This window comes from Bacillus sp. 22-7 (assembly GCF_010628845.1).
GTDB classification, from domain to species: Bacteria; Bacillota; Bacilli; order Bacillales; family Cytobacillaceae; genus Cytobacillus; species Cytobacillus firmus_B.
Map to the genome: position 1 here is coordinate 46,511 of NZ_NJQY01000017.1, position 18,681 is coordinate 65,191.

Below are 18,681 nucleotides of genomic sequence, written 5' to 3' on the forward strand. Positions count from 1 at the left end.
AACTTCGGTTTGTAGCCTAAACTGCAAACCGAAGTTTCTGACCGCGATTAGCGGAGGCGTTTATACAGCGGGCTTTCAGCAACTGCAAACCGGGCCACACATCATATGCTTTCTTTTTTCTTTAATTCGATTGAAGCAGTTACAGCCTGCTCTTTGAGATACTCTTTTTGAAGCGCTGCCTCAAATACCTCATTCAAATGAGATACCGGGATGATCTTAATTCCTGTTATCTCCTTTAAGATGGATTGCATATTTTCTTTTGGAATGATTACTGTCTGTGCTCCCGCTTTTTTGGCAGCCTTCACCTTTGGATATACGCCTCCGATTGGCTTTACATACCCATGAATGCTGATTTCCCCGGTCATAGCAACAGTATTGTCAACTGGCCGTTTATAAATGGCAGAATAAATCCCTGTCGCCATGGCAATGCCGGCTGAAGGACCGTCAATTGGAACTCCGCCAGGGAAGTTGACATGAATATCATATTCGTCAGCCGGGACGCCCATCGATCTCAGAACGGTAATAACATTTTCAATTGAACCCCTGGCCATACTTTTTCTCCGGATTGACTTTCCTTGGCCGCCAATGCTTTCTTCTTCCACTATGCCTGTAATATTAATGCTGCCCTTCTCCTTTGCAGGAATCACAGTAACTTCAATATCCAGCAGAGCACCTGTGTTCGGCCCATATACCGCCAGTCCGTTGACAAGGCCAACAGCAGAATGGGAATTGATTTTTCTCTCCATTCTCGGTGAAAGCTGACTCGATTGGACAACCCACTCAATATCTTCATCTTTTATGTAATCACGGTCCTCAGTAATTGCCAAACCCGCAGAGATTTGAATCATATTTACCGCTTCGCGTCCATTTCTTGCATAATTAGCAAGAATGCCAAGCCCCTTTTCACTAACAGCGAGATTGACCTTTTCCGCAGCTTTTCCAGCTACAGCTACTATCTCTTCTTCAGCTAACTCCCTGAAAAATACCTCCATGCATCTGGAACGAATGGCAGGCGGAATTTCATTAGGTGTTCTGGTAGTTGCACCGATCAGGCGGAAGTCCGCAGGCAGGCCATTTTTAAAAATATCATGAATATGGGTTGGTATTTGAGTGTTTTCTTCATTATAATAAGCGCTTTCCAGAAATACTTTCCGGTCTTCAAGCACTTTCAGGAGCTTGTTCATCTGAATGGGGTGAAGCTCACCGATTTCATCAATAAAAAGCACACCGCCATGTGCATTTGTAACAGCACCCTGTTTAGGCTGCGGAATTCCCGCCTGTCCCATCGCCCCTGCCCCCTGATAGATAGGATCATGAACAGAACCTATCAGGGGATCCGCAATACCCCTCTCATCAAATCTCGCAGTAGTGGCATCCAGTTCGATAAAAACAGAAGCTGCCTTAAAGGGTGATTTTGCATTTTTCTTGGCTTCTTCCAGAACCAATCTGGCCGCAGCCGTTTTTCCCACGCCCGGTGGACCATAAATAATAACATGCTGAGGATTGGGTCCGCACAATGCTGCTTTCAGAGATTTAATTCCATCTTCCTGCCCCACAATGTCAGCAAAACTGGATGGACGAACTTTTTCTGATAAAGGTTCAGTTAATGAAATGGAACGCATCTTTTTTAATACATCCATTTCTTTCCTTGATTCACGGTCGATAGAAACTTTCTGTGTCCGCTGGCTCCTAAGCAAATTCCAAAAATATAGCCCAATGACAATTCCAAAAAACAATTGGATAAATAAAGCGATCCCCGTCCAACTCATTGTGTTCCCTCCTGCATTATTGTTCTCGTTAATAATGCTAGTATCTCCCTGACTGAGTTGGAATAAACAAGGAATTCATTTAAAAGTAAGGTAAGAAAAGGGGTCAAAAAGGCGCAAAAAAATGGCCATGCCCCGCAGGGACTGGCCATTTTTTCAATTACGCTGAAGTCTTGCGCTCTTCTTCTACGACTGTACCGTCCTCCAAAACAAGCTTAGGAGAACCGTTATCGATAACCGTTTCTTTCGTAATAATGCATTTTTTAATATCTTCGCGCGAAGGAAGATCAAACATTACATCCAGCATAATACCTTCAATAATGGAGCGCAGTCCGCGGGCACCTGTTTTTCTTTCAATTGCTTTTTTAGCAATTTCCTCAAGTGCGCCTTCTTCGAACTCAAGCTCAACATCATCTAATTCAAGCATTTTTTGGTATTGTTTGACAAGTGCATTTTTAGGTTTAGTTAAAATCTCAATTAAAGCCGCTTCATCAAGCTGGGAAAGGCTTGCAATAACTGGAAGACGTCCAATAAATTCAGGAATTAATCCGAATTTCAGCAAGTCTTCAGGAAGCACTTTTGCAAGAAGATCCTTTGGCTCGATTTCTTTTTGATTCTGGTCGGAACCAAAGCCAATTACCTTTTGGCCTAAACGGCGTTTAATAATTTGCTCAATGCCATCGAAGGCTCCGCCGCAAATAAACAGGATATTGGTCGTGTCAATCTGAATAAATTCCTGATGAGGATGCTTGCGGCCGCCTTGTGGCGGTACGCTTGCAACTGTTCCTTCAAGAATTTTCAACAGCGCCTGCTGCACACCTTCACCAGATACATCACGAGTTATAGACGGATTTTCCGACTTACGTGCAACTTTATCAATCTCATCAATATAAATGATTCCTTTTTCTGCCTTTTCCACATCATAATCTGCTGCCTGAATAAGTTTTAGGAGGATATTTTCAACATCTTCCCCGACATATCCGGCTTCAGTTAATGATGTCGCATCTGCAATGGCAAATGGAACATTAAGAATACGAGCCAATGTCTGAGCCAGCAAGGTTTTACCGCTTCCAGTCGGCCCGATCATGGCAATATTACTTTTAGATAGTTCAACTTCATCAATTTTGCTGTTGGAATTGATGCGTTTATAGTGATTATATACTGCAACAGACAGCGATTTCTTCGCCTGCTCCTGGCCAATTACATATTCATCCAGAATATCGCGGATTTCAGCCGGCTTTGGCACATCTTTGAACTCCACTTCTTCTTCTGTTCCCAGTTCTTCTTCCACAATTTCAGTGCAAAGCTCAATGCATTCATCACATATATATACTCCAGGCCCAGCAACAAGTTTGCGGACCTGATCCTGTGTCTTGCCACAGAAAGAACACTTCAATTGCCCTTTTTCGTCATTAAATTTAAACAAATCCTTCACCCCTTGAAAAAACTTCAAAACGATATATAAAGCTTGCGAAATCACATGCATTTAGTTCTTTGTTCAGCCATAGAAAGGTTGGGAATGAAAGCGGACACTGTGTCATTGCACTTGCAAACAGGCCTCTTTAATCATTCACACTTTCGTAAAAATCAAAACCTTCAGCAGTTATGTATTGCATTGTAACACATTTTTACAGTGGACAGGAAATGATAACTCTTAAAACATTTCAATTATGTATGCATGCATGTGATGGGACTTCGCAAAGATAAACCAGGCTGAATTTTATATGTACTTTCATAAGCTTAACCAAAAATGGCTAAATTAAGTCGGCCCTCTGGACCGATAATTAAATTATCTATTTATATGTATTTGTATTCCTGTCCATGTGCAATATGCCGTAAAACTTTTCACGAGGCAAAAGGTACAAGGGAGATTTTTATTATGTAAGGTCTTGATGGTATAAAACAAGGCACGATAAACTCGCGCCTTGTTTACTACTATTTCTATTATGCAACAGTCTTGCTATTTTCCACAAGGAAATCTACTGCTTTTTTAATTTGAAGATCTGCTTTTAAGCCTTCAAGGCTTCCAAGAGCTTGTGTGATCTGGTCAGCAGACATGTTGTACATTTCTGCCATTTTGTTAAGTTCTTCTGAAACTTCTTCATCGCTTACTTCGATGTTTTCAGCTTTTGCGATTGCTTCAAGAGTCAGGTTAACGCGGACGCGCTTTTCAGCTTCCTCTTTCATTTGCTCGCGCAGTGCAGCTTCATCCTGTCCGGAGAACTGGAAGTATAGTTCAAGGTTCATGCCTTGCATTTGAAGACGCTGTTCGAACTCTTGCATCATGCGGTTAACTTCAGTATCAACCATTGCAGCCGGGATTTCCATTTCTGCATTAGCAGCAGCTGCTTCAACAACAGTGTCGCGGACATGGTGCTCAGCTTCATGCTTTTTGCTTTCTTCTAAGCGAGTTTTAATTTTTTCTTTTAATGCATCCAAAGTTTCAACTTCTTCGTCTGCATCTTTAGCAAACTCATCATCAAGCTCAGGAAGCTGTTTTGTTTTAATTTCATGTACAGTTACTTTAAAAGTTGCAGGCTTACCAGCTAGCTCAGCCGCATGGTATTCCTCTGGGAAAGAAACTTCAACATCCTTAGATTCTCCAGCAGCAGTACCAATCAGCTGCTCTTCAAATCCAGGGATGAATTGTCCTGAACCAAGTTCTAAAGAGTAGTTCTCAGCTTTTCCGCCTTCGAAAGCTTCACCATCAACGAATCCTTCAAAGTCCATAACAACTGTATCGCCGTTCTCTGCTTTACCTTCTTCTTTAACAGCCAGTTCAGCTTGTCTTTCCTGAAGGGAAGTTAACTCATTGTTAACATCTTCTTCAGTAACGTTTGTTTCAAGCGGCTTAACTTCAACACCTTTGTATTCGCCAAGCTTTACTTCAGGCTTAACAGTTACTGTAGCTTTGAAGATAAGGCTTTTTCCTTTTTCGATTTGCTCAACATCGATTTCAGGACGATCAACAGGCTCAATGCCAGTTTCATCAATTGCATTAGCATATGCTTCTGGAAGAAGATAATCCACTGCATCCTGGTATAAAGATTCAACTCCGAAACGCTTTTCAAACATTCCGCGAGGCATTTTACCTTTACGGAATCCAGGTACATTTACCTGCTTAACTACTTTTTTGAATGCAGCGTCTAAACCTTCGGTTACTTTCTCTGCATCTACTTCAATTGTAAGAACCCCGCGGTTCCCTTCTAACTTTTCAAATTTAGCAGACATACAATCATTTCCCTCCAAAAATCTATTATCATTTCATTCATGACAGAATGTTATGAATATCTCTTGTTTTTTCAAGTCATATCCATTTAATTAAAATGTATATATACACATAATACAACCATTATATTATAACACACACTCCCTGTCTTTCAACATTGAAGGCTAAATATTGGGATAAGAAATTTCTTCTATCTTTCTTATAAAGGCAAGAGCCTCTTCTATTTCCTCTTCAGGAGCATCATAAATATTACCTAGCTTGCTTATCGAGCTGTTTAAGCCATGATACTCATTTGAGAGCATATGGTATGCCGCTGCCCAGGACGCAGCATTCTCCGGCGGGGCTTCATGCGGATAAAGCAGGAAAAAGTGCCTTTCTGCAATGCTCTTTGTATTTTCAAATAGTACCGGGTCTTCCTGCTCGAGCTGATTCTCCAGTTTATTGACTATTTTTAACAGCATCGGCTGCTGATGAACAGGTGCTAGTTCAGCAGGATTTACCCGAAGGCTTTTATCAAACTTCCGAATCGTTACATATTTTTCATACCCATGCTCAGAAAGTACATTTAACAGCATCGTTTTAAAAAAAGGATTTCCATCCTTCGCTTCCAAATAGGCTTTAATATCTTCGAGATAAGGCCTGATGTTATGTACTGCCAGCTGTGCAGCAATCTGCATTTGTTCATGCTGATCCTGGCAGGAAAACAGATCGAGCTTCCTGCCGTTAAATTCCTCCAGATCGGGTGCTTCAATCTCAGTTTCAGAAGGTGAAGCAGCCATCTTTCTGCTGAACTCAAGCATTCTGTTAAAATGCTCAAATTTCTCCTTCGGAATCTCCCTTTCTTCAAGCAAAACCTCGATTGTTGCTGCAATCTCACTGTATTGATGCAGCTGCACAAGGATCATTAAATAAAGATCCATTACTTGTATGTAATCCCCTATGCCTGTCTGGAGCATTTTATTAGCCAGTTCTTTTGCCTTTTCCAAAGCTCCGGCTTCATAATATGCCAAAACGAGCCCAATATGAACATCCGTATTCTCAGGCTCCATATCCAGCGCTTCTTCAAAGAACCGGATTGATTCTTTATACCTTTTCTGCTGAAAGGACTCAAGCCCCTTTTCCAGCAGTCGTTTCTCAAGGCCGGGAAATAGAATGATTTTATTTTTTTGTTTTTTCTGTTCCCGCTTTCCCATGCTAAAACCGCCTCAACTATTATTTTTGAAGTTAGTGTAGCATGAAATAGAACAAAAACAAAAAGATTCATGGTTTCATGCCATGAATCTTTCATAGGTATCTACTTTACGGCAAACCGTTTTTCTTCGAAACTTGAAATGCTGCTTTCCAATTGAAGAGTAATCTCTATTTCATCCCAGCCGTTTATCAGCATTTTTTTCCAGTATTCATTAATTGTGAATGATGCTGAAAAGTTATATTCATCTTCAACTATTCCATTCTGCAAATCAACCTTCAAATCATACGGCTGGTTTTTGGCTCGTTCGAGCAAATATTCGACTGTTTCAGCCGGCAGAGTGATTGGCAAAAGCCCATTCTTTAAGCAATTTTGATGGAAGATATCCGCAAACGAAGGTGCAATAATTACTTTGAAGCCATAATCTCCTAAAGCCCATGGCGCATGCTCCCGGGAAGATCCGCAGCCGAAATTTTCATTTGCAATGAGGATGGAAGCACCCTGATTTTCCGTCTTATTCAGCTCAAACTCCGGGTTAGGCAGCCCTTCTTTCGTAAATCTCCAGTCATAAAAAAGATATTGCCCAAATCCCGTTTTCTCAATTCTTTTTAGAAATTGCTTGGGGATAATCTGATCTGTATCCACATTGGCTCTATCCATTGCAGCTGCTTTTCCCTGAAGTGTTTTAAATCCGCTCATTTAGTTCTCCTCCTTCTTAATGGACAGTCTCTGCACTTAGCAAGGCACCTACGTCAACAAAGTGTCCGTATATAGCGGCTGCTGCCGCCATTAAAGGACTGACAAGGTGTGTTCTGGCCCCTGATCCCTGGCGTCCTTCAAAATTACGGTTTGATGTCGACGCACAATGCTCGCCGTTTGGCACAATATCATTATTCATGCTTAAACACATGCTGCAGCCTGATTCCCTCCATTCAAACCCAGCCTGCTTAAAGATAAGGTCCAGTCCTTCTGCCTCTGCCTGCTTCTTGACCTGCTGTGAACCTGGTACAACAAGTGCACGGACATGGGGATGAACCTTCTTCCCTCTAATGATTTCAGCTGCCTGTCTTAGGTCTTCCAGCCGGGAATTCGTGCAGGATCCAATAAAAACGTGCTGAATTTGAATGTCTTCTATTTTTTGGCCTTCCTGCAGTCCCATATATTCTAAAGCTCTTGATAGTGACTTTTGTTCAAGCTCGTTTTTGCATTCCTCAAGTTTTGGAATTTGTTCATTCACCTTGGAAGTCATTGATGGATTCGTGCCCCAGCTGACCATTGGCGCAATATCGGCGGCATCAATTTGAATAGTTTTATCGTATTGTGCATCAGAATCAGATACCAGCCCTTTCCAATTCTCGACTGCATCCGCAAATCCTGCTCCTTTTGGTGCATACTTTCGTCCATGAAGATACGCAAACGTTGTTTCATCAGGACTAACAAGCCCCGCTTTTGCGCCTCCTTCAATGGACATATTGCAAATCGTCATTCTTTCTTCCATTGACATTTTTGCAATCGTCTCCCCGCAATATTCAATAATATGGCCTGTACCAAAACCAATTCCATTTTTGGCAATAATATAAAGGATGACATCTTTTGCAGTAACACCTTTTTTCAGCTCGCCGTTTATCTCCAGTTTTAATGTTTTAGGCTTGCTCTGCCATAAAGTCTGGGTAGCCAGGACATGCTCAACTTCACTTGTGCCGATGCCAAAGGCTATTGATCCAAATGCTCCATGTGTGGATGTATGGCTGTCCCCGCAAACAATCGTCATGCCTGGCTGTGTTAGCCCCAGCTCCGGCCCGATGACATGGACAATCCCTTGTTCAGGACTATCCAGCCCGGCAAGAGGGATGCCGAATTCCAGACAGTTTTTTTCCAAAGTCGTCATTTGGTTTAATGCAACAGGATCATTGATGACTTTGCGGTTATCAGTAGGAATATTGTGATCAACTGTGGCAAACGTTTTATCAGGCCTTCTCACTTTCCTGTTTTTCATTCTTAAACCGGAAAATGCTTGAGGGGATGTAACTTCATGCACTAAGTGAAGGTCTATGTACATCAAATCCGGCTTTCCTTCTTCCCTGTGGACTACATGCTTTTCCCAAATCTTATCTATTATTGATTTTCCCATTCTGCTCCACTCCTTTTTAAAAGAAACACGGCCGATGATGGCCGTGTCTCAAGTTTAAAATCAGCTGAACCATGTCCAGCATCCATCTCTCAGCTCTTATGCATAAGCCCCCATGATATTAAGAATAGCCTCATTATCCAAAAGGGTAGCCTTCACCTCTTCAATCATTTCAGAAGTAGTGACAACCTTTTTACCAAATGAAACAATATCTCTCGTACGATAGCCAGCTTCAAGCACTTGATTAACAGCATTTTCAACCGCTTCAGCCTCCTCTTCCATCCCGAAGGATAAACGGAGCATCATGGCTGCTGATAAAATCATGGCAATTGGATTAGCTGCATTCTTCCCTTGAATATCCGGTGCTGAACCATGAATTGGTTCGTATAAGTAAGGCCCGTTTTCCGAAATGCTGGCAGAAGGAAGCATACCTAGAGAACCGGTCAATACAGAGGCTTCATCGCTTAGAATATCACCGAACATATTCTCTGTTACGACAACATCAAATCTTTTCGGGTTTTTAATCATTTGCATAGCGGCATTATCAACAAGCATATGTTCAAGAACCACATTAGGATATTGCTTTGCAATGTCCTCTGCAACTTCTCTCCACATTCGGCTGGATTCCAGGACATTGGCCTTGTCAACAGAAGTCACCTTGCCACGCCGCTTTCCTGCAAGTTCAAATGCCAGCTTAATGACACGGCGCATTTCTTCTTTTTGATAAAACAAGGTGTCCACAACAGCATCTTTTCCGTTTTGCTGTGTCCGTTCGCTTGGCTTTCCAAAATAAAGTCCGCCGGTTAATTCTCTGACCATCAGCATATCCACGCCTTCAATTACTTCATTTTTTAATGGTGAAGTATCGGAAAGGCTTGAATAATATTGAGTTGGCCGCAAATTGGCATATAAATCTAATTCCTTGCGAATCCTTAAGAGACCCTTTTCCGGACGAAGGTGGGGAGGCTGCCGGTCCCATTTAGGCCCGCCAACCGCTCCCAGCATGACCGCATCGCTTTCTTTGCAAAGCTCAAGCGTTTCATTAGGCAGCGGTGTTCCGGCTGCATCAATAGCAGAACCGCCGATGCTGCCATATGAAAATTGGAATTGATGTCCGAACCGTTCACCAACAGCCTGCAGGACTTCAATTGCACCCTTCACCACTTCTTTGCCGATCCCATCTCCTGGAAGTACTGCGATACGTTTTTTCATTTTAATCCCTCCGTCTGATTTATTGTTTTATAAATTTTTTTCATATTTTATTTCTGCGGCGCATTTGCTTTTCAGGGGAAGGACAGGAGACTTTCCGCCTCCGTCTGCGGAATCTCCCGCTTCCCCGATCAATTTGCCTCTACTGCCTGCACTTTTTCTCTCATATATATGACTCTATTAACAGCATTCAAGTAAGCTTTTGAGGAAGCCTCAAGCACATCCTGGGCCAAACCGCGGCCGCTTGTTTCCATTCCTTCATAGTTCAGCTTGACATAAACCTGGGCTAAAGCGTCTCTTCCGGCCCCTACGGATTGGATACGGTAATCCAGAAGGTTAGCTGTTCCATTCAGGCATTTTTCCAATGTGTTATACAGCGCCTCAATGCTTCCTGCTCCAGTACCGGCTTCCTGGATTACTTCGTTATTTGATCCTGACAGGGTAACAGTTGCTGTTGGAACAGAGTTCGTGCCATACTGGATTTGGATTCCGATCAAATCATAGAACCTCTGCTCCTTAGAGAGCTTCTCTTCAAGTACGATTGCTGCAAGGTCGTCGTCTGTCATCTCTTTTTTGCGGTCGGCCAAATCTTTAAAAACTGTGAAAAGCCGGTTTGCTTCTTCATCTTCTACTTCAAGCCCCAGTTCACTCAGGCGGTTTTTAAATGCATGGCGTCCGGAATGTTTTCCAAGCACCATGGAATTGGATTGGAATCCGACTAGGTCAGGGGAAATAATTTCATACGTTGTTTTTTCCTTCAATACCCCATCCTGGTGTATTCCTGATTCATGTGCAAAAGCATTCCTGCCAACAATTGCTTTGTTGGCTGGCACCACCATACCTGTCAGCTTGCTGATCAAACTGCTCGTTCTGCTGATTTCCTGAAGATTCAGACGGGTTGAAGCCTGATAATGATCATTTCGGATATAAAGGGCTACTGCCAGCTCCTCAAGTGCCGCATTCCCGGCTCTTTCACCAATTCCATTTATTGTGCCCTCAATCTGTGTTGCTCCATTTTTTATAGCTGACAGCGAATTCGCTATGGCCATTCCCAAGTCATCATGGCAATGTGCTGACAAGGATACTTTATCAATAGAAGGAACATGATTTCTTAAATATTGAAAAATTTCACCGTACTCCTGTGGTGTTGTGTATCCAACTGTATCCGGTATGTTAATGATTCTTGCACCGGCCTGGATGACTTTTTCAATGATCTCTACAAGAAAAGGCAGTTCTGTCCTGGTAGCATCCTCTGCAGACCATTGGACGATCGGGAATTTGGAAGCAGCATACTTAACAGTTTCAACTGCTGTTTCAACCACTTCTTCTTTCGTCTTCCTTAACTTATACTGCCTGTGGATTGGAGAGGTTGCCAGGAATGTATGTATCCTTGGCTCAGCTCCATCCTTTAAAGCTCCCCATGCAGCATCTATATCAGAGATAACTGCTCTTGCCAATCCTGTGACCGAGCAATTCTTAATCGTCTGGGCAATATTCTGTACGGATGCAAAATCCCCTTTCGACGCTGCCGGGAAACCTGCCTCAATAATATCAACGTTCAAACGCTCCAGCTGCCTGGCAATTTCTAATTTTTCGGAGAAATTAAGATTTACACCGGCAGATTGCTCGCCATCTCTTAATGTAGTATCAAATATTTTAATTATTGCCACTTACGACCACTTCTTTCTTCTTGCTGCTATTAACAAACGGCATCATTTTACGGAGTTCTCTTCCCACCTGCTCGATCGGGTGCTCATTTTCTCTCTGATTTACGGCATTGAATACCGGTCTATTTGCCTGGTTCTCCAAAATCCACCCTTTTGCAAAATTCCCTTCCTGGATATCTTTCAGCACTGCCTTCATTTCTTCTTTCACTCTTGCGTCAACTACCCGTGGGCCGCTGACAAAATCTCCCCATTGAGCTGTATCTGAGATGGAATAGCGCATTCCTTCAAGGCCGCCTTCATACATAAGGTCAACAATGAGTTTTAGTTCATGTAAACATTCAAAGTATGCCAGTTCCGGCTGATAGCCTGCTTCTGTCAGAGTCTCAAATCCTGCTTTCACCAATGAAGTCAGCCCTCCGCACAACACTGCCTGTTCGCCAAATAAATCTGTCTCGGTTTCTTCTTTAAAAGTCGTTTCCAGGGCACCTGCACGTAGAGATCCAATGGCTTTAGCGTAAGCAAGGGCCAGTTCCTTTGCTTCCCCTGTAACGTCCTGATGGACTGCAAACAAGGCTGGAACACCTGCATCTTGTTCATATGTTCTTCTGACTAAATGGCCTGGTCCTTTCGGTGCTACAAGCAGTACATCACATTCTTTTGGAGGCACGATCTGATTAAAATGAATATTAAATCCATGGGCAAACATTAATGCCTGGCTTGATAGATTGGGTTCGATTTCTTCCTTGTATACCTTTGGCTGGAGTTCATCCGGCAATAAGATCATCACTACATCAGATTGAGCAGCTGCCTCACCGACCGGATATACCTGGAAACCGTCTTCTTCTGCTTTTTCCCATGACTTCCCTTTCCGCAGGCCGATGACAACCTCAACCCCGCTGTCCCTCATATTTAACGCATGTGCATGTCCTTGGGATCCATATCCGATGACCGCTACCTTCTTTCCGTTTAAATACGCTGCATTTGCATCTCCGTTATAATACATTTTCGCCATGTTTTATCTCCCTCTCCGAATAAGTTTTTTATATTTATAATGGTTTTTTTAAACAATAGAGTATGACTTGGACTGCTGGGAAGTACGCTGTGTTCCTCTTGGAAAGGCCGTTGTTCCCGTCCTGGCAAGCTCTTTGATTCCATATGGTTTAATGAGTTCAATGAAGGCTTCAACCTTATCAGATTCACCTGTAATCTGAACGGTCATGCTATCCTTGCTGACATCTATCACAGAAGCTCTGAAAGGTTCAATTAAAGAGTAAATCTCATTTCTTGTATATGGGACTGCCTGAACTTTAATAAGGGCAAGCTCTCTTGCGACAATCGACTGATCCGTGATATCCGTTACTTTTATCACATCGATTTGCTTGTTCAGCTGCTTCGTAATTTGTTCGCTGGCACCGGAGTCCTCAACATGGACCACACATGTGATTCGCGACATCCCTTCATGTTCAGACAGGCCGACTGAAATGCTTTCAATATTAAAGTTTCTTTTTGAAAATAGATTAGTAATTCTGTTTAGAACACCCGGCCGATTCATAACAGTCAGGCATATGATTCGTTTCATGGTTTTACACCTGCCATTTCATGAAGTCCTTTTCCTGGTGCAATCATCGGATACACGTTTTCATCCGGATCAACCCTGAAATCAATAAGCACTGGTTCACGGTTATGAAGCACCTCATCCAATACTTCTTCAGCCTCTGCTTTAGATTGGATGACATATCCTTTTATCCCGTAGGCTTCTGCCAATTTAACGAAAGATGGCTGTACCGGGATTTTACTGTGTGAGAACCGGGATTCATAAAAAATCTCCTGCCACTGCCGGACCATGCCAAGGGCCATATTATTAAAAATAATAATTTTCACCGGGAGATTCATTTCCTGAATGATAGCAAGCTCCTGTGTTGACATTTGGAATCCTCCATCTCCGCAAATGGCGAGTACGCATGCTTCCGGATCAGCCAGCTGAGCTCCGATGCTAGCAGGGAAACCAAATCCCATTGTTCCAAGTCCTCCTGATGTCACCCATCTGTCTGCTTTATTAAAGCGATAGTATTGGGCTGCCCACATTTGATGCTGTCCCACATCTGTTACAACGATGGCATTCCCTTCCGTTTTTGAATGGAGCATTTCCATTACTTGCTGGGGTTTCAGACGTCCGGATTCTTTATCATAGTAATATGGATATTCCTCCTCCCACCTCAAAATGGTTTCCAGCCATTCTTTATGGGCCGGCGGCTTTCCATCCTGCAGAATCAGCTGCTCAAGAGCTTCTTTTGCATCTGCCACAATCGGGATGGACGTTGGAACATTTTTGCCGATTTCAGCGGGGTCAATATCAATATGGGCGACTGTTGCATGTGGTGCAAAATGCTGTAAATTCCCTGTTAATCTGTCATCAAAACGGGCTCCAATATTTATCAGCAAATCACATTCTGTAAGTCCCATATTGGCTGCATAACAGCCGTGCATACCTGCCATACCGATGAACAATGGATGACTGGCAGGAAATCCGCCGAGGCCCAGAAGTGTGTGGATAACAGGTATTTGCTGCTGCTCTGCGTAATCTTTTAACTCTTTGGATGCTCTTCCATGAAGCACGCCGGCACCAGCCAGGATGACAGGCTTTTTCGATCTGCTGACTGCTTCTGTTAATTTTCTTATTTGAAGGTAATTTGGTTTTAATGTCGGCTGATAGCCCGGCAGATTCACTTCCGTTTCTTTCTCAGGCCTATTCGAAACTCCTGCAGCGATGTCTTTAGGGATATCAATCAGCACTGGTCCTGGCCTGCCGGTTGAAGCTATATAAAAAGCTTCTTTAACGATTCTCGGAATATCTTCAATGCTGCGGACCTGATAATTGTATTTTGTAATTGGAGTGGTTATCCCCAGGATATCTGCCTCCTGAAAGGCATCTGACCCAATGACTCCAGTTGCTACCTGGCCTGTAAATACAATCAGCGGAAGTGAATCCATCATTGCGTCTGCAAGACCGGTAACAATATTAGTGGCTCCTGGTCCTGAAGTGGCAATTACAACACCAGGCTTTCCAGATATCCGGGCATACCCTTCAGCAGCATGAATTCCTCCCTGTTCATGGCGCGGCAGCACATGAAGAATTTTTGAATGATACAGCTTGTCGTAAAGTGGAAGAACAGCTCCTCCAGGATAACCAAAAATCACTTCAACATTTTCTTTCTCCAAGGCTTTTAATAACAGATCAGCGCCGGTGACAGGATATGTCTCCGTTTTTGTTTCTGTTAAGGCAGCTTCCTGCAGCATTTGTTGATAACCTCCTCATGTTTTTAAACTCCAATATAAAAAGCCCTTCCACCCCTAAAGAAACCTAACGATTGTAGGTATAAGGGATGAAAAGGCTTTGATCACCTGTTCCACGGTACCACCCTGATTCACGCTTATGATGCGTGCACTCATGAACAGCGATGTGCTGTTCGTTTTGATAACGGGTGAAGAACACCCGGCAGCCCCTAGTCGATACACTTTCAGGACTGCGCTCAGAGGTGAGTTCATTTTAGGAGGGCATTACCGGGTTTCAGCAGATCCGGCTCTCTGTGAATGCCTGTCATAAAACTACTTATCCTCTTCTACGCTTTTCCTATTCTGAGATTTAACCTCAACACAATAACGCTTTAAACCATTGAATTGATAGATTAAAAAAAACCAAATTTTCATATTGCGAGATAAATTTCACTTGGATGAAGTTTATAGTTGTTGGTGTAAATTTCTTATATTGAGGACTATCTTACGCCCATTTTTATCAGCCGTCAACACCCTTTTAATGAATTATTTGATAATTTAGATTAATCTGTTATCGTGTATCCGCTTACATTGTTGATATATTCACATTTCATATGACAAAATTTTTTTTATATTTTTTTGATAAGGGAGATAAAAACATCTGATGAGGTTTATAGAGGCAATTTAAAAACAACTGGCAGGTTGCTGCCATTAAAAATTAAAACAAAAAAACCCACCAAAAAGGTGAGTAAAAATTCGGTAAGATATGTAGTGTTTCCAGATGTGTAAATGGCGTCCCAGGAGAGATTCGAACTCCCGACCGACGGCTTAGAAGGCCGTTGCTCTATCCGGCTGAGCTACTGGGACATTTTGATATTATTTTCGTGATTGAGATGTATTAACTTAACGACAAGATTTATTATATTAAACAAATGTTAAGAAGTCAACACTTTGTAAAATATTTTTTTATTATTGAGGGAAGACCGGGCTTCCCTCAATTATTATATTCAAATTAATATCTTTTTACCAGTGAAAATTTTTGTGTCAGATCAGGAATCTTTCCATTAGAAAAGTCATACACATCCAGTGTAACATCTTCTCCCCTGTTTTCCAGTATGACATATGTCCGTTCATTCCTGCCTCTGGGGAGCCTAATGCTTCCAGGATTGATAAACAATATCCCCTCAGACATTTCTGCTCCCAGACTATGTGAATGGCCAAAACATACGATATCTGCCTTCAATTCACGTGCCCTGTATGACAGATTCATTAAAGTGGACTTAACGGAATATTTATGACCGTGTGTGACGAAAAAGCGGAATCCTCCAGCCTCTTCTATTCTGTCCTCCGGAAAATCTGCGTCAAAATCACAATTTCCTCTTACTGCAGCGTAGCCCTTTAGTGATTCATCATCTGCCTGAAGTTCCGAATCTCCGCAGTGAATCATTATATCCATATCAGGATGTATTTCACGAATTTGGCTGAGTTCTGAGGTTAACCCATGACTATCACTGACAATCAGAACTTTCATGAGTTTTCTGCTCCGGCCAGGAAAGAAGGAAGCAGCTCCTCCAGCTTTTGGAGAGCTTTCGCCCTATGGCTGATTTCGCTTTTTTCCTCCGGCATTAATTCTGCCATTGCCTTGCCTTTTTCTTCTGAATAGAAAATAGGATCATAGCCAAATCCATAAGTCCCTCTTTTTTCTCTTAAGATACGGCCTTCACAAGTTCCTGCAACTGTTTCAGTCCTTTTTCCGGGAGCAGCGATTGCTAGCGCGCAATAAAACCGCGCCTGGCGCTTATCATCCGGAATGCTTTCGAGCTCATCGAGAACTTTGTTCATATTTTTCTGATCGTTTTTTTCCTCGCCTGCATAGCGGGCGGAATAGATGCCCGGCTTCCCTCCAAGCGCATCAATGATCAACCCTGAATCATCGGCAATGACCATTCTTCCAAAAGCTTTAGACACGGCTTCCGCTTTAAGAATGGCATTCTCTTCAAACGTGCTGCCTGTCTCCTCAACATCCTGAAAATCTGGATAATCCAGAAGGGTTTTTACTTGATAGCCAAGAGGCTTGAACATTCTCTCAAACTCTCTCGCTTTGCCTGCGTTTTTAGTAGCTATTATGACTTCCTGCATATTATGCCCTCCCCGCAAGCTTTTCTCTTTTGCTTTGAATGCTTCCTGAGATATTCTCTCCAAGTGCCGATTTCTGAAGTTCAAGCAGCTCTGATATCCCTTCCTGTGCAGCACCAAGCATTTCCTGCAGCTGTCCATAAGAGAAAGTCGCTTCTTCTCCGGTTCCCTGAAGCTCTACAAACTCCCCGCTCCCGGTCATGACGACATTCATATCCACTTCAGCAGAGGAGTCTTCAATATAATTCAAATCCACAACAGCCTGCTTGTCAGTAAGAATCCCCACGCTTGTGGCCGCAAGGAAATCATTGATTGGATAGCTTGGAAGCTTCTTGCTGCTGTAAAGCTTATCCATCGCCTGTGCCATTGCAATAAAAGCTCCTGTAATGGAAGCTGTCCGTGTCCCCCCATCAGCCTGTATTACGTCGCAATCAAGCCATAGCGTTCTTTCGCCAAGCGCATCAAGGTCTACTACTGCCCGGAGTGCACGGCCGATCAGGCGCTGAATTTCCATTGTTCTCCCTGAAATTTTTCCTTTTGCTGATTCCCTGATATTTCTCTGTTCTGTAGCCCTCGGCAGCATGGAATATTCAGCTGTTATCCAGCCCTTCCCCTGTCCTCTCATAAAAGGCGGGACCCTTTCATCAATGCTTGCTGTACAAATCACCTTCGTGTCTCCCACTGTAATGAGTACAGAGCCCTCAGGATGCTTTAAATAATCAGTTTCAATATGTATTGGCCTAAGCTGCTTTGGTTCACGTCCATCTGCGCGCATAAGCGATTTCCCCCTTCATTTGCTTATATTGAACCTGGGCATTTGCCCAGTAATATTGGCATGCCTATTTTACCAACAAAGAAGAGGCGGCATTATATGCCAACCTCTTTTTCCTGTTACTATATAGTATAACAAAATCTGCTATATTAAAAACTTCCTGTATTCACATTTTCAGGGCGGGTTACAGGCTCGGATAGTTTTTGGCCATCCTCATTGACAATCTCTGCTTCGCCATCGACAGTGACAGCCACGCTTTCTATACCCTTTTGTTCTGTCAGTGAAAGAACGAGTGCATTCAGCAAGTGCTTGGAAATCATTTTCTCTTCGAAGCTGCTGAAAACATTCTCATTAAAGTTTAATGTGACTTTTCCTTCTTCAATTTTTGGAGCTTCAAGCAGCTCTACATCCGGAAGGAAGTCTGTCACCAGATTGGATGCATAGTTCGGCCCCTTTATCAGTTCGGATACAACCGCTTCAACTTTATTGTCCATATCATTGCTTACACGCTTGGTAACAGGCACATAATAATAGTTTTCTTCATCCCCGCCCAGATAATAAACGGTCACCGGCTTCGTATTCGTGATATCCACTACTTCCGTTGTATCCATGTTTATTCCATTGGCTCTGCTTAACGCCGAACTGACCGGAGTGCCATTCACAGGCATCTCTTTTAATTCATGTCCGTTTAATGTCAGCTTAACTTTATCAATGGAATCAAATTGTGTAAGTGTCCAGGTAACGGATTGGAGAATTTTCTTTTCATCTTCCTTAGCATATTCCTGAAATTCTTTTGAAAAATCGACGGTTGCCACTTTATCTTTAATATTTACAGAAACTTTTGTATCAGCCGGAAGGACTGCTCGGAAGTCATTAGGAAGAAGCTCTGTAACAGGACCGTTTTCCACCAGGTACTCTAACGCCTGTGTAGCAACTGAATTCGTTTTTGGAAGATCGATCGTCTGGGGAACAACATACCCATTTTTATCAATCAAGTAAAGCTCTGTTTTAAGATTTGCCGTAACACCCTCTTCATTTTCAGCTGTTTCTTTTCCTGTTGTTTCCTCAGCAACACTTTCGCCTTCATCGGTGTAAGATACTGCTTTTGGCGGATCGACCTTTTCTTTCCCCTGGCTTCCGAACAATCCGCAGCCTGATAATAATACAGATGAAACCAGCACAGCTGACACTATCGACGTTTTTTTATTTATAGACATACATAATCCCCCCTGAGACAGTTTGTACTACATGTATACGAGCCTATCTGTAATTTAGACCGTCTTTTGGGATAAAAGTGTGAATAGATTTTTGA

Annotated in this window: 15 protein-coding genes, 1 tRNA gene and 1 other annotated feature; all 16 genes read right to left on the reverse strand. The window is 42.7% G+C overall.

Annotated features, from left to right (window positions below; all coding sequences use genetic code 11):
* Positions 1–101: 101 nt before the first annotated feature.
* The 16 genes from lonB to CE058_RS14975 all read right to left on the reverse strand — a co-directional run bounded on the left by lonB (position 102) and on the right by CE058_RS14975 (position 18,586).
* Positions 102–1,769, reverse strand: a complete 1,668-nt coding sequence (gene lonB, locus CE058_RS14900; protein WP_048011022.1) for an ATP-dependent protease LonB — start codon at positions 1,767–1,769, stop codon at positions 102–104.
* A gap of 157 nt (positions 1,770–1,926) precedes the next feature.
* Positions 1,927–3,192: an ATP-dependent protease ATP-binding subunit ClpX gene (gene clpX / locus CE058_RS14905; protein ID WP_076257323.1), complete on the reverse strand. Its 1,266-nt coding sequence runs from the start codon at positions 3,190–3,192 to the stop codon at positions 1,927–1,929.
* Positions 3,193–3,710: 518 nt separating this feature from the next.
* Positions 3,711–4,997 (reverse strand): trigger factor, encoded by a 1,287-nt coding sequence (gene tig / locus CE058_RS14910; RefSeq protein ID WP_163143692.1) that lies wholly within the window; start codon positions 4,995–4,997, stop codon positions 3,711–3,713.
* Between the two features lie 162 nt (positions 4,998–5,159).
* Positions 5,160–6,188, reverse strand: a complete 1,029-nt coding sequence (locus CE058_RS14915) for a tetratricopeptide repeat protein (protein WP_163143694.1) — start codon at positions 6,186–6,188, stop codon at positions 5,160–5,162.
* Positions 6,189–6,289: 101 nt separating this feature from the next.
* Entirely contained in the window at positions 6,290–6,883 is a 594-nt protein-coding gene (gene leuD, locus CE058_RS14920; protein ID WP_163143696.1) for a 3-isopropylmalate dehydratase small subunit, read from the reverse strand.
* A gap of 16 nt (positions 6,884–6,899) precedes the next feature.
* Positions 6,900–8,315, reverse strand: a complete 1,416-nt coding sequence (gene leuC / locus CE058_RS14925; protein ID WP_163143698.1) for a 3-isopropylmalate dehydratase large subunit — start codon at positions 8,313–8,315, stop codon at positions 6,900–6,902.
* A 96-nt stretch (positions 8,316–8,411) separates the two neighbouring features.
* Positions 8,412–9,524 (reverse strand): 3-isopropylmalate dehydrogenase, encoded by a 1,113-nt coding sequence (gene leuB, locus CE058_RS14930; RefSeq protein WP_163143700.1) that lies wholly within the window; start codon positions 9,522–9,524, stop codon positions 8,412–8,414.
* 128 nt (positions 9,525–9,652) lie between these two features.
* Positions 9,653–11,191: a 2-isopropylmalate synthase gene (locus CE058_RS14935; protein WP_163143701.1), complete on the reverse strand. Its 1,539-nt coding sequence runs from the start codon at positions 11,189–11,191 to the stop codon at positions 9,653–9,655.
* Positions 11,178–12,200, reverse strand: a complete 1,023-nt coding sequence (ilvC, locus tag CE058_RS14940; RefSeq protein ID WP_163143703.1) for a ketol-acid reductoisomerase — start codon at positions 12,198–12,200, stop codon at positions 11,178–11,180. The genes CE058_RS14935 and ilvC overlap by 14 nt, the downstream gene beginning before the upstream one ends.
* A 48-nt stretch (positions 12,201–12,248) precedes the next feature.
* The gene (gene ilvN, locus CE058_RS14945; RefSeq protein ID WP_035330237.1) at positions 12,249–12,767 is read right to left on the reverse strand and encodes an acetolactate synthase small subunit; all 519 of its coding nucleotides are present in this window, start codon (positions 12,765–12,767) and stop codon (positions 12,249–12,251) included.
* Positions 12,764–14,485 (reverse strand): acetolactate synthase large subunit, encoded by a 1,722-nt coding sequence (ilvB, locus tag CE058_RS14950; RefSeq protein ID WP_163143705.1) that lies wholly within the window; start codon positions 14,483–14,485, stop codon positions 12,764–12,766. Before ilvB ends, ilvN begins: the two co-directional genes overlap by 4 nt.
* 79 nt (positions 14,486–14,564) lie before the next feature.
* Positions 14,565–14,820 (reverse strand) — a binding site (T-box leader).
* A gap of 431 nt (positions 14,821–15,251) precedes the next feature.
* Positions 15,252–15,328: transfer RNA gene (locus tag CE058_RS14955), tRNA-Arg, on the reverse strand.
* A 145-nt stretch (positions 15,329–15,473) separates the two neighbouring features.
* Complete coding sequence (locus CE058_RS14960; RefSeq protein ID WP_163143707.1) at positions 15,474–15,992, reverse strand: metallophosphoesterase family protein; 519 nt, start codon at positions 15,990–15,992, stop codon at positions 15,474–15,476.
* Positions 15,989–16,600, reverse strand: a complete 612-nt coding sequence (locus tag CE058_RS14965; protein ID WP_163143709.1) for an XTP/dITP diphosphatase — start codon at positions 16,598–16,600, stop codon at positions 15,989–15,991. The genes CE058_RS14960 and CE058_RS14965 overlap by 4 nt, the downstream gene beginning before the upstream one ends.
* 1 nt (position 16,601) lies before the next feature.
* Positions 16,602–17,372 carry a ribonuclease PH gene (gene rph / locus CE058_RS14970; protein ID WP_048011034.1) on the reverse strand — a complete coding sequence of 257 codons (771 nt, stop codon included), beginning with the start codon at positions 17,370–17,372 and terminating at the stop codon, positions 16,602–16,604.
* Between the two features lie 146 nt (positions 17,373–17,518).
* Positions 17,519–18,586, reverse strand: coding sequence for a GerMN domain-containing protein (locus CE058_RS14975; protein ID WP_163143711.1), 1,068 nt, complete (start codon positions 18,584–18,586; stop codon positions 17,519–17,521).
* Positions 18,587–18,681 lie beyond the last annotated feature (95 nt).